11 protein-coding genes and 1 pseudogene are annotated in these 12,504 nt (G+C 62.6%); 10 read left to right on the top strand and 2 right to left on the bottom strand.

Going from position 1 to position 12,504, the window contains the following annotated elements:
- Window positions 1-9 precede the first annotated feature (9 nt).
- From betI to ACMHLQ_RS05080, 5 genes and pseudogenes are all read left to right on the top strand, one after another.
- On the top strand, window positions 10-585 hold the full coding sequence (betI, locus tag ACMHLQ_RS05100; protein ID WP_415403720.1) for a choline-responsive transcriptional repressor BetI: 576 nt from the start codon (window positions 10-12) through the stop codon (window positions 583-585).
- Window positions 582-2,089: pseudogene (gene betC, locus ACMHLQ_RS05095) on the top strand (choline-sulfatase). The gene betI and the pseudogene betC overlap by 4 nt, the downstream one beginning before the upstream one ends.
- 40 nt (window positions 2,090-2,129) lie before the next feature.
- Window positions 2,130-3,587, top strand: coding sequence for a betaine-aldehyde dehydrogenase (betB, locus tag ACMHLQ_RS05090; protein ID WP_415403719.1), 1,458 nt, complete (start codon window positions 2,130-2,132; stop codon window positions 3,585-3,587).
- Window positions 3,588-3,857: 270 nt separating this feature from the next.
- Window positions 3,858-5,507, top strand: coding sequence for a choline dehydrogenase (gene betA, locus ACMHLQ_RS05085; RefSeq protein WP_415403718.1), 1,650 nt, complete (start codon window positions 3,858-3,860; stop codon window positions 5,505-5,507).
- A gap of 132 nt (window positions 5,508-5,639) precedes the next feature.
- Window positions 5,640-6,212, top strand: a complete 573-nt coding sequence (locus tag ACMHLQ_RS05080) for a thermonuclease family protein (RefSeq protein WP_415403717.1) — start codon at window positions 5,640-5,642, stop codon at window positions 6,210-6,212.
- A gap of 98 nt (window positions 6,213-6,310) precedes the next feature.
- On the opposite strand, the gene ACMHLQ_RS05075 is transcribed toward ACMHLQ_RS05080, so the two are convergent.
- A complete protein-coding gene (locus tag ACMHLQ_RS05075; protein WP_415403716.1) occupies window positions 6,311-7,711 on the bottom strand; it encodes a helix-turn-helix domain-containing protein in 1,401 nt (466 codons plus the stop codon).
- Between the two features lie 36 nt (window positions 7,712-7,747).
- Window positions 7,748-8,977: a multidrug effflux MFS transporter gene (locus ACMHLQ_RS05070; RefSeq protein WP_415403715.1), complete on the bottom strand. Its 1,230-nt coding sequence runs from the start codon at window positions 8,975-8,977 to the stop codon at window positions 7,748-7,750.
- Window positions 8,978-9,157: 180 nt separating this feature from the next.
- Between ACMHLQ_RS05070 and ACMHLQ_RS05065 the strand changes: the two genes are divergently transcribed.
- From ACMHLQ_RS05065 to ACMHLQ_RS05045, 5 genes are all read left to right on the top strand, one after another.
- Window positions 9,158-10,690 (top strand): acyl-CoA carboxylase subunit beta, encoded by a 1,533-nt coding sequence (locus ACMHLQ_RS05065; protein ID WP_415403714.1) that lies wholly within the window; start codon window positions 9,158-9,160, stop codon window positions 10,688-10,690.
- Window positions 10,691-10,705: 15 nt separating this feature from the next.
- The gene (locus tag ACMHLQ_RS05060) at window positions 10,706-11,194 is read left to right on the top strand and encodes a hypothetical protein (RefSeq protein ID WP_415403713.1); all 489 of its coding nucleotides are present in this window, start codon (window positions 10,706-10,708) and stop codon (window positions 11,192-11,194) included.
- A 111-nt stretch (window positions 11,195-11,305) separates the two neighbouring features.
- Window positions 11,306-11,695, top strand: coding sequence for a RidA family protein (locus ACMHLQ_RS05055; protein ID WP_415403712.1), 390 nt, complete (start codon window positions 11,306-11,308; stop codon window positions 11,693-11,695).
- A complete protein-coding gene (locus tag ACMHLQ_RS05050; protein WP_415403711.1) occupies window positions 11,692-12,030 on the top strand; it encodes a hypothetical protein in 339 nt (112 codons plus the stop codon). Before ACMHLQ_RS05055 ends, ACMHLQ_RS05050 begins: the two co-directional genes overlap by 4 nt.
- Complete coding sequence (locus ACMHLQ_RS05045) at window positions 12,027-12,422, top strand: cupin domain-containing protein (RefSeq protein WP_415403710.1); 396 nt, start codon at window positions 12,027-12,029, stop codon at window positions 12,420-12,422. The genes ACMHLQ_RS05050 and ACMHLQ_RS05045 overlap by 4 nt, the downstream gene beginning before the upstream one ends.
- Window positions 12,423-12,504 lie beyond the last annotated feature (82 nt).

Genomic DNA, 12,504 nt, shown 5'->3' with positions numbered 1-12,504 from the left:
GAATGAGACGTGCCAAAACTCGGGATGGAACCCATTCGGCGGGCCGCATTGGTTGAGGCCACGATTGCCGAAATAGGCGCAGCTGGTTCGCTGGATGTCACCGTTGGGCAGATCGCCAAGCGAGCGGGCATGTCCACCGCCCTTGCGCATCACTATTTCGGCGGCAAGGATCAGATATTTCTCGCAGCCATGCGCCAGATCCTGCGTGATTTCGGTGTCGAAGTCGTGGCCGGCCTGCGCGCAGCCAACACGCCGCGCGCCCGTGCCGAGGCGCTGATTGCGGCCAGTTTCGCACCCTCGTGCTTTGATCCGGCCACGGTCAGTGCGTGGATGACCCTTTACGCGCAGGCCACGACGCAACCCGACACCCACCGCCTGCTGCGCCTCTACCAGCGCCGCTTGCGCTCGAACCTGACGGACGCGTTGCGCCCGCTCAGCCGCGATCCGCGCGGCGATGCCGAGATGCTGGGCGCGTTGATCGACGGGCTGTACCTGCGCGCGGCGCTGGATGCGGAAGCCTCGGTCGAGGCGGCCAAGGCCACGGCACAACGCGCCCTTGATACCCTGACCGGAGCGCACGCATGAGCCAGTCCAACATCCTGATCTTCATGGTCGACCAGTTGAACGGCACGTTGTTCCCCGACGGTCCGGCGGACTGGCTGCACGCCCCCAACCTCAAGAAGCTGGCGGCTCGGTCAACCAGGTTTCGCAATGCCTACACGGCCTCGCCGCTCTGTGCGCCGGGGCGGGCGGCGTTCATGTCTGGCCAGTTGCCCAGTGCGACGGGGGTCTATGACAATGCGGCCGAGTTCGCCTCGTCCATCCCGACCTATGCCCACCACCTGCGCCGCGCGGGCTACCAGACCTGTCTGTCTGGCAAGATGCACTTTGTTGGTCCCGACCAGTTGCACGGGTTCGAAGAACGGCTGACGACGGATGTCTATCCGCCCGATTTCGGCTGGACGCCGGACTATCGCAAACCGGGCGAGCGGATCGACTGGTGGTATCACAACATGGGGTCCGTCACGGGCGCGGGCGTCGCCGAGATCACGAACCAGCTCGAATATGATGACGAGGTGGCCTATCACGCCACGCGCAAGCTCTATGACCTCGGGCGCGGGCATGATGCGCGGCCGTGGTGCCTGACGGTCAGCTTTACCCATCCCCACGACCCTTACGTGGCGCGCAAAAAGTACTGGGACCTCTATGAGGACCGCGACCACCTGATGCCCGAGGTCGGCCCAATCCCTTACGAGGATCAGGACCCGCATTCACAGCGCATCCTCGATGCCAATGACCGCGACAACTTCAACATCTCCGACGAGGATATCCGACGCTCGCGTCGCGCCTATTTCGCCAATATCTCTTACCTCGATGACAAGATCGGCGAGGTGCTGGAGGCGCTGGAGGGCACGCGGCAAGAGGCGATCATCCTGTTCGTGTCCGATCACGGCGACATGCTGGGCGCGCGGGGGCTGTGGTTCAAAATGTCGTTCTACGAGGGTTCGGCCCGGGTGCCGCTGATGATCGCGGCCCCGTCGATGACGCCGGGACTGGTGGCAGACCCTGTGTCCAACATCGACGTCTGCCCGACCCTGTGTGATCTGGCAGGCGTGGACATGTCCGAGGTCGCGTCCTGGACCACCGGGCAATCGCTTGTCCCGCAAGGGCAGGGAGTTGCGCGCACGGAACCTGTCGCGATGGAATATGCGGCCGAGGCATCCTACGCCCCGATGGTGTCGCTGCGCTATGGCAAGTGGAAATACAACCGCTGCGCACTTGATCCCGACCAGCTGTTCGACCTCGAGGCGGACCCGCACGAGTTGACCAACCTTGCAGATGTACCAGCCCATCAGGGCACGCTGGCGCAACTACAGGCCAAGGCCGATGCGCGCTGGGACCTTGCCCGCTTTGACGCTGATGTCCGTGCGTCTCAGGCCCGCCGCTGGGTTGTCTACGAGGCGCTGCGCGAGGGGGGTATTACCCGTGGGACTACCAGCCCCTGCAAAAAGCGTCCGAACGCTTCATGCGCAATCACATGGACCTCAACGTTCTTGAAGAAAACCAACGCTTTCCAAGAGGCGAATGACCTCTTCATTGTTCCACAAATATGCCCGCCGGAGGCGATCATGACCTACCCAACCCAACCCACCGCCAGCCATTTCATTGGCGGCCAATATGTCGAAGACACGGATGGCTCACCGATCGACGTGATCTATCCCGCGACCGGCGCCGTGATCGGCCGCGTGCATTCCGCCACGCCCGCGATCATCGACCAGGCCCTGAGCGCCGCACGCGCCGCGCAGGCCGCATGGGCTGTGATGACGGGCACGGAACGGGGCCGCATCCTGCGGCGCGCCGCCGACATCATGCGCGCGCGCAACCATGATCTGTCGGTGCTGGAGACCTATGACACCGGCAAGCCCTATCAGGAGACTTCAGTCGTGGATGCGACCAGCGGGGCGGATGCACTGGAGTATTTCGGCGGCATGGCCGCGACCCTGACAGGCGAGCATATCCAGCTGGGCGAGGATTGGGTCTATACCCGCCGGGAGCCTCTGGGTGTCTGCGTCGGGATCGGCGCGTGGAACTATCCCACCCAGATCGCGAGTTGGAAGGGCGCGCCCGCACTGGCCTGTGGCAATACGATGGTGTTCAAACCATCGGAAACGACGCCGCTTTGCGCATTGAAAGTGGCCGAGATTTTGCACGAGGCCGGCGCGCCTGCAGGGGTCTACAACGTGATCCAGGGGCTGGGCGATGTGGGCGCGGCGCTGGTCACGGATGCACGTGTCGACAAGGTGTCGCTGACCGGCTCGGTGCCGACGGGGCGCAAGGTCTATGCCGCTGCGGCCGCGGGCATCAAACACGTGACGATGGAGCTGGGCGGCAAATCCCCGATGATCGTCTTTGATGATGCAGATGTGGAAAACGCGGTGTCGGGCGCGATCCTTGGCAACTTCTATTCCTCGGGGCAGGTCTGTTCCAACGGCACGCGCGTCTTTGTGCAAAAAGGCATCAAGGAGGCGTTTCTGACCCGTCTGGCCGAGCGTCTGGCGGACGCGGTGATCGGTGATCCGCAGGATCCTGCGACCTCCTTTGGTCCCATGGTCAGTGCGCGCCAGATGGAAATCGTGCAAGGCTATATCGCCAAGGGGCAGGACGAAGGCGCGCGGCTGGTCTATGGCGGCAAGCGGCTCGAGCGGGAGGGGTTTTACCTGGAACCCACAGTTTTTGCCGATGTGACCGACGAGATGACCATCGCGCGCGAAGAGATTTTTGGCCCCGTGATGGCTGTGCTCGATTTCGAGGACGAAGCGGAGGTGATGCCGCGCGCCAATGCGACCGAATTCGGTCTGGCGGCAGGCGTGTTCACCCGCGACCTGGCGCGCGCGCACCGGGTGGCCGCCGAGTTCGAAGCGGGCACCTGCTACATCAACACCTATAACGATGCGCCGGTCGAGGCCCCCTTTGGTGGCTCGAAACAGTCGGGCGTGGGGCGCGAGAATTCGAAGGCCGCGATTGAACATTACAGCCAGTTGAAGTCGGTCTATGTGCGCATGGGCGATCTGGAGGCCCCGTTTTGACGCGCGGGTTGAGAGGTCGGGACGCCCTTTTTGGCACGCGCCCGCCCACCCACCCCGCGCGCCAAAAAGGGCGGCGCGCCATTGGGATGTCGCGTGTGTTGAGAGAAATGGATTTTTGCTGAGAGGTGCTTGAGGGCGCGATTTGCGCCTCAAGACACCTCATCAAGGATGAGATGCGATTCCCCAAAGCCTCAAGACCAAGCCGCGCAAGGCGCGGGGGCCTCTGGCCCGTCTTGACCCTTTGAGGAATCACGAGAAGGCGGGAACGTGATGGAAGCGGATTTTGTGATTGTGGGCGCGGGAAGCGCCGGGTGCGCAGTGGCCTACCGGTTGGCCGAGGCGGGCCAGTCGGTGCTGGTGATCGAGCATGGCGGCACGGATGCGGGCCCCTTCATCCAGATGCCTGCGGCCTTGTCCTATCCGATGAACATGAAGCGCTATGACTGGGGCTATATGTCCGAGCCCGAGCCGCATCTGGGGGGCCGCCGTCTGGTCTGTCCGCGCGGCAAGGTGATCGGCGGTTCGTCCTCGATCAACGGGATGGTCTATGTGCGCGGACACGCGATGGATTATGACCATTGGGCCGATGCGGGGGCGGATGGCTGGGCCTATGCTGACGTGCAGCCCTATTTCAAACGGATGGAAAGCTGGCACGATGGTGGCCACGGGGGCGACGCGGATTGGCGTGGCACGGATGGGCCCCTGCATGTGTCGCGCGGGCCTCGCGACAATCCGCTGTTTTCCGCCTTTGTGACAGCGGGCGCGCAGGCGGGATATCAGGTGACCGACGACTATAACGGCCAGCAGCAGGAAGGCTTTGGCCCGATGGAGCAGACCGTGCACAAGGGCACGCGCTGGTCGGCCGCCAATGCCTATCTGCGCCCGGCCCTCAAGCGGGCCAATTGCGATCTGGTGCGCGGGCTGGTCGAGCGTGTCGTGATTGAGGACGGGCACGCGGTAGGTGTCGCCCTGGCCGGGGGCCGGGTGATCAAGGCGCGCCGCGAAGTGATCTTGGCCGCATCCTCGATCAACTCACCCAAGATATTGATGCTGTCGGGGATCGGCCCTGCGCAGCATCTGGCCGAACATGGCATCGACGTGGTGGCCGACCGCCCTGGTGTGGGGGCCAACCTGCAAGACCACCTTGAGCTTTACATTCAGATGGCGTCGAAACAGCCCATCACCCTCTATAAACACTGGAACCTGCTGTCCAAGGCGGTGATCGGGGCGCAATGGCTGTTCCTGCGCCGGGGCCTTGGTGCGTCGAACCAGTTCGAAAGTGCGGCCTTCATTCGCAGCAGGGCGGGCGTGCCCTATCCCGATGTCCAGTACCACTTCCTGCCCATCGCCGTGCGCTATGACGGCAAGGCAGCCGCCGAGGGGCACGGGTTTCAAGCCCATACCGGGCCCATGCGCTCGCCCTCGCGCGGGGCGGTCACGTTGCGCTCCGCCAACCCCGCAGACGATCCGGTCATCCGGTTCAACTACATGAGCACCGCGCAGGATTGGGAGGATTTCCGCACCTGCATCCGGCTGACCCGCGAGATCTTTGCGCAAGAGGCCTTTGCGCCCTTCGTCAAACACGAGATCCAGCCGGGGGCGGCGCTGCAAAGCGACAGTGAACTGGATGGTTTCATCCGTGAACATGCCGAAAGCGCCTACCATCCTTGTGGTACCTGCAAAATGGGGGCGGTGGATGACCCGATGTCGGTGGTGGACCCGCAGGGCCGTGTCATCGGTGTCGATGCCTTGCGCGTGGTGGACAGTTCCGTTTTTCCCCGCATCACCAATGGCAACCTCAATGGCCCATCCATCATGACCGGAGAGAAGATGAGCGATCATATCTTGGGCCGCGATGCGCTGGCGCGGAGCAATGACATGCCCTGGGTGCATCCGGAGTGGGAGACGGCGCAGCGTTAAGTATACCCGCCGAAAGACATTGATTTCTTAACGCATCCTTACCAAGTAGGGGGCATGTTAAGACTTTGTTCTATTCTTGTTCTGATTTGCACGCCTCTGTTTTCCTTTGCCGATGTATCCGGGACAATCCGCGTGATCGATGCGGACACGGTTGATGTGGGCGCCACACGCATCCGTCTGCATGCCATTGACGCCCCCGAACAGGATCAGACCTGTGTCACCGAACACGGATTGCCCTTTGCCTGCGGGGCCTGGGCGACGCAGCAGGTGGTGGATCGCTTTAGTGGTCGGGCGGCGCGTTGCGCGGCCATCGACACCGACAAGTACGGGCGCATCGTGGCCAAATGCGATGCGGCGGGCGTGGATATGGGCCAAGAGATTGTCGCGCAGGGCTGGGCCTTTGCCTATCGCCGCTACGGCATGGATTACGATCTGGATGAAAAAGCGGCCTATGTCAGTGATCGCGGCCTGCACGGGTTTCGCGTGCAATCCCCCGCGCAATTCCGCAAGACCCGGGCCAAGGGGCGCATTCCCATCGATCCCGACTGCCGGATCAAGGGCAACATTTCCAAGAACGGGCAGATATTTCACGTCCCCGGACAGGAGTATTACGAGCAGACGGGCATCAACCTCGCACGGGGCGAGCGCTGGTTCTGTTCGCCCACAGAAGCGCAGGCCGCGGGCTGGCGGGCCGCGCGGCGTTAGAGCGTTTGGACTTAACCTTGAATCGCTTGTTCGCTGCCTCTCCCTTCGGTCGAACGCGAAAAGCGATGCCGGGTGTCTCGACATAAAGTCGAAACGCTTTAGTTGACCGTGTAGGGCAGCACCTCGCGCGTGTCGGGATCGACCGACAATTGCCGCTCAAGCGGGGGCACCGACCGCTGGTGGCAATGCTTACGTTCGCAGATACGGCAGGAAATCCCGATAGGCTCGAACGCGTGATCGCGCGCGATGTCCATCCCGTCGGCATAGACGAGGTCGGGGGCGTGTTTCACCTCGCATCCCAGCGCAATCGCATAGCGGCGTACAGGCGCGTCAAAGCGCCCGCCGGTTTTCGACACATCTCGTGCAAGGCTGATATAGCGCACCCCGTCCGGCGTTTCGGCCAACTGGCGCAGGAATTGCCCGGGCTGTTCAAAGGCGCGGTGCACGTTCCACAGCGGGCAGGCCCCGCCAAAGCGGGCAAATTGCAGCCGGGTGGCCGAGTGGCGCTTGGTGATCGTGCCCGCCTGATCGACGCGCACGAAGAAGAAGGGGATGCCCTTGGCCCCGGGGCGCTGGAGGGTCGAGAGGCGATGACAGACCTGTTCGATGGACGCGCCAAAGCCGGTGGCGAGCTGTTCCAGATCGTGCCGCGTGGTCTGGGCCGCCTTTTGGAAGGCGGCGTAGGGCATCAGGGCGGCCCCTGCGAAATAGTTGGCAAGCCCGATCTTGGCGATGGCGCGCGCCTCGGTGGTCTGGAACCGCGCAAGATCGAGCGTAGCATCCAGCAGCGCGTTCTGACGGATCAGGGCCACTTGCAGCAGCATCTGAAAGGTCTGGCTGGGCGGCGTGGCGCGGGTCGAAATGTGCAGGCTGCGCGTTTCGGGATCAAAGCGGCGCAGCGTGTCGGTGTCGTCAAATGAAACGGTGACGCCCGCGTTTGACAGGGCCGCTACGGCGGCGACACGGATGTTGTTGTGCCGTCCTTCGGCTGTAGCAAAGTGTTCGGCGGCGCGGTCCACCGCGTCGATGTAGTTGTCACAGTAGTGGAAAAAATCGCGCACCTCCTCCCACGGAGAGGGCCGTGCGCGGGCGTCTTCGCGCCCCAATGCCTCGTCCAGCGAGGCAAGGCGTTCATGGGTCTGGCGATAGGCGCGGTGCAGGTCTAGAAACGCGTGCGCCAGTGCAGGCGCGTTGGAGGCGGCAAGGCGCAGATCCGCCAGCGGGGGCATATCGCCCGAGAACACGGGGTCAGCCAGCGCCTCGCGCATGTCCGACACCAGCCGTTCGCCATCGCCCGAGCTGAGCTCGGTCACATCCAGCCCGAACTCCTGCGCAAGGCTCAGCACCACTGATGTGCTGACGGGGCGGTTGTTGTTTTCCATCTGGTTGAGATAGGGCAGGGAGACGCCAAGCTTGGCGGCAAAGTCCTTTTGCGTCAGGCCAACGCGCGTGCGCACCTCGCGCAGCTTGGCACCGGCATAGAGTTTTGGGGCGGCCATGTGATTCCGTATTTGCAGGTTTGCAGTACGGACAGGCTAGGTTTGCAAAGCCGTGCGCGCAAGGCGCCGTTCGCGCCGGTACACCGCGCCGATGGCCAGCAGGGCGCAAATGCCAGTGGCGCACATGATGTAAAGCAGGGGGAACGCTCCGGTTTCCGGGGTCAGCAGGAAGCCTGCAAGTGCGGACAGTGCTGCACCGCCCCCGATCATGATCGCCCCGCCAAGGCCCGACGCCGTGCCTGCAAGGTGCGGGCGCACGGACAGCATGCCCGCCGTTGCGTTTGGAATAACCAGGCCGTTGCCGAGACCGACAAAGGTCATCATCCCGAAAAACGTAATCGGAGTGCCGATCCCGACGGCAAAGATCGCAAGGGACACGAACGTGCCAAAGGCGTTGGCGATGGACCCCCAGAGCACAAGGCGGTTCACCCCGAACCGGGTTGCATACCGCCCGCTCAGCCCGTTGCCGATGAAATAGCCAATGGCAGGCGCGCCAAAGTAGAAGCCCAGCACAGAGGGGCTCATCCCGAAGACCTCGGTGCCGACAAAGGGCGCACCACCGAGATAGGCAAAGAAAGAGCCCGAACAGAAAGCCGCCGCCAGCGAGTAACCCCAGAAGCGCGGCGAGCGCAGGAGTTCAGGATATTCGCGGAACTGCCCGATCAAGGATTTGGACGAGGGGCGCGCGGTTTCGCCAACATCCGCATAGACCAGCCACAACAGCAGGCCGCCGATGACAAAGAAGAACCAGAAGACGGATTTCCAGCCAAACGCCTCTTCCAGCAAACCGCCAAGGAAGGGGGAGACCATTGGGACCACAGCCATGCCCATCGTCACATAGCCGATCATGGAGGCAGAGTGATCCTGATCGTAAAGGTCCCTGATCACCGCGCGGCTGAGCACCATGGCCACGGCAATCACCGCCTGACACATGCGCAAGGCCAGAAAAACCTGGGCGTTGGGGGCGTAGATACAGCCCAATGTGGCGAGCATGAACAGGCCAATCCCCCACATCAGCACCTTGCGCCGACCCAGGTTGTCGGACACCGGACCGATCACGGTCTGCATGACTGCGGACATCGCCAGATAGAGCGCGACCGACAGCTGCATCAAGCTGTAATCCGTCTCGAAATAGGCGGTCATGTTCGGCAGGCTGGGCAGGAACATGTTCATGACCATCGCCGATACCCCGGCCAAAAGGATCAGTGTCGAAATGTGGGGCGGTGTTGTGCGGTCCAGAAAGCGGACCTTGGGCGGCGCTTGCATACCATCGGAGGTAGGCCTGTGAAACTGAACTGTCCAGTGCAGTTATGCACGGATACTTGTGCTTTGCTGATTTGCAGTTTGCAGTGATGTATTGGAAAACAATTTGCAAATATGCGAAACGGCCATTCACCCCCGTGCGCGCCCCATGTATGGTGCGCCAAACCAAAAAGCGGGGACAGCATGAAAGATATCCTGACCGAGTTGGAAGCGCGGCGTGAGCAAGCGCGTCTGGGTGGCGGCCAAAAGCGGATCGATGCGCAGCACGCGCGGGGCAAGCTGACCGCACGCGAGCGGATTGACCTGCTGCTGGACGAGGGGTCGTTCGAAGAGTTCGACATGTTCGTCACCCATCGCTGCACCGATTTCGGGATGGACGCGCAAAAGCCTGCGGGCGACGGGGTTGTGACCGGCTGGGGCACGATCAACGGGCGCATGGTCTATGTGTTCAGCCAGGATTTCACGGTGCTGGGCGGCTCTGTCTCGGCCACCCACGCGACCAAGATCTGCAAGATCATGGATATGGCGATGGAGAATGGTGCGCCCGTGATCGGCATCAACGATTCCGGCGGCGCGCGCATTCAGGAAGGTGTCGACAGCCTCGCCGGCTACGGCGAAGTGTTCCAACGCAACATCCAGGCCTCGGGCGTGGTGCCCCAGATCAGCGTGATCATGGGGCCGTGTGCGGGGGGCGCTGTCTATAGCCCGGCAATGACCGATTTCATCTTCATGGTCAAAGACAGTTCTTACATGTTCGTGACCGGCCCCGACGTGGTCAAGACCGTGACCAACGAACAAGTGACAGCCGAGGAGTTGGGCGGGGCCACGACCCATACCAAGAAATCCTCGGTCGCCGACGCCGCCTTCGAAAACGATGTCGAGGCGCTGGCCGAAGTGCGCCGCCTTGTTGATTTCCTGCCGCTCAACAACCGGGAAAAGCCGCCCGTGCGCCCGTTCTTTGACGATCCTGCGCGGGTCGAGACGAGCCTCGACACATTGGTGCCGGACAACCCCAACTCGCCCTATGACATGAAAGAGCTGATTGGAAAGCTGGCCGACGAGGGCGATTTTTACGAATTGCAGGCGGAGTTTGCCAAGAACATCATCACCGGCTTCATCCGTCTTGAGGGGCAGACCGTCGGCGTGGTCGCGAACCAGCCCATGGTGCTGGCCGGTGTTCTGGACATCGACAGCGCGCGCAAGGCGGCACGCTTTGTGCGGTTCTGTGACTGTTTCGACATCCCGATCCTGACGCTGATCGACGTGCCCGGCTTTCTGCCCGGCACCACGCAGGAATATGGTGGCGTGATCAAGCACGGGGCCAAGTTGCTGTTCGCCTATGGCGAGGCAACGGTGCCCAAGGTGACGGTCATCACCCGCAAGGCCTATGGCGGGGCTTATGTGGTGATGTCGTCCAAGCATTTGCGGGGCGATTTCAACTATGCCTGGCCCACGGCCGAGATTGCGGTGATGGGCGCCAAGGGCGCGACCGAGATCATCCACCGCGCCGACCTGGGCGATGCCGACAAGATTGCACAGCACACGGCAGATTACGAAGACCGCTTTGCCAACCCGTTTGTCGCGGCCGAACGCGGGTTCATCGACGAGGTGATCCAGCCCCGCAGCACCCGCAAACGCGTCAGCCGCGCCTTTGCATCGTTGCGCCGCAAGTCGGTGCAGATGCCGTGGAAGAAGCACGACAACATTCCGCTTTAGGGGGCGCAACAGGTGATGTCTAAAGCGAGTACAGTAGGATGTGCGCGATACCTTCTGGCGATTGTGCTGATGTGTCTGGCGTTGCCTGCGATGGCGCAGCAGCAGTCCGTTTGCCGTGGCAAGCAGAGCTTTAAACTTAGCGACGGTTCATCTGGTTGCCTGTTGGGAGCCGGAGAATCCACCATCAAAAGGTCAGTCTTGCGTGATGGTCAGATATCCAAAACCAATACGCGCGGAGCGGCCACAATCGGGGTTGCGATGTTCGGGCAATTCAACCCGAAATGGCGGGTGAGTACGCCGCGCATGAAAGAGGTGTGCACATTGTTCTCTGATGCAGCGATTAAGTCAGTGCCGAACGGCAACCCAAAGTCGATCGTCGTGCAGATGATCTGGCCGGATGTTCCGAACCCTTCCAAACACAAACATCTTCTTCGGAAGTCCAGATTTGCAAATCAGACGGCGTATATGAGCAAGTCGTGTCGCAGCGTAAATTACTTCCGATGATCGCAGCGCCGCAAAATTGCTTTGGAGCTGCATTGGGCCTGTCGCGGCCAGCAAGGGCGGGGGTGTTGCCGCTGAACCTTTGCCAGACGGTGTCAGACCGTGGGGTGCGTAGTGCCTGAGTTCCACATGATCACAGGCGGCCCGCGCCCCGTTGCCCCGTTCTCCCACGCGGTGGAGAGTGACGGCTGGGTGATCCTGACCGGGCAGATGCCAACGGACCCGGATGCGCCGGATGCACCCTTGCCGCAAGGAGTCGAAGCGCAGACGCGGCGGGTGATGCAGAACCTCGAGATCGTGTTGAACGGTGTTGGCCTCGATCTGTCCCACGTGGTGCAGTGTCGGGCGTACCTCACCGCGTTTGAGCGCGACTATGCCGGGTTCAACGCCACCTATCAGACCTACTTTCCCGAAGACCGCCGCCCTGCGCGCACGACAGTCGGCGTCACGGCCCTGGCGGTGGGCGCGCTGGTCGAGATTGATTGCGTGGCGCGCCGCCCATGAGCGCGCGCTGGCATATCCTGCGCGAAGGCGACAGCCTGACCCTGTGCCGCCAGTTGCCGCCACGCCTGGAACTGGCCGTGCAATCCGTGCTGCCGCGTGTCGATCCTGTGCGCCTGGCCCATCAGATCCGGCAGGACCTGTGGCGCGCCCTGCGACAGGTGCGGGGGTTCTCGCCCGTCGTGCGGCTTGATCCCGTGCCCGAGGGCTGGGCGGTGACGGCAGGTGGGCGCGCCCCGCGCCCCATCGCGGATGCGCTGTTTGCACGGGCGCGGGGTGTTCTCGAGGACCCTGCAAATCGCGCGCGCTGGATACGCCATGCAGGGGGTGCGATATGAGCCCTTGGAAAAATCAGGCCTTTGCCATTTCCCATGCCGACAGCAGCGCGTTCGAGGGGGCGGGCCTGCGCCCGTTCTTTGAATACCGCCACATGGGCATTCCCGAGGCGACAGACGGCAAGTTCGGGGCCCACGTGATCCGCGCCGTGCCGGGGATGGAAAGCCCGGCAACCTGGCACAGCCACGACCTTGAGTTCCAGCTTGTCTATGTGACCCAGGGCTGGGTGGTGTTCGAATATGAGGGGCAGGGCGAGCATGTGTTGCGCGCAGGCTCCTGCGTCTTGCAGCCCCCCGGCATCGTGCACCGAGAGGTGCGCCACTCCGACGATATGGAATTGATTGAAATCACCTCACCTGCGGCCTTTACAACGCAAGAAGAAGATGCACCATGACGCCCCGACGGACGCGTATTTCGCCGCGTAGAACAGTGCGACGGGTTATCACCGCACGCACAGCAGCCCCGGAGGGAGGAGC

It is taken from the genome of Tateyamaria algicola, from assembly GCF_047715485.1.
Classification (GTDB): Bacteria; Pseudomonadota; Alphaproteobacteria; order Rhodobacterales; family Rhodobacteraceae; genus Tateyamaria.
This window is presented reverse-complemented; position numbering and strand designations above follow the sequence as displayed.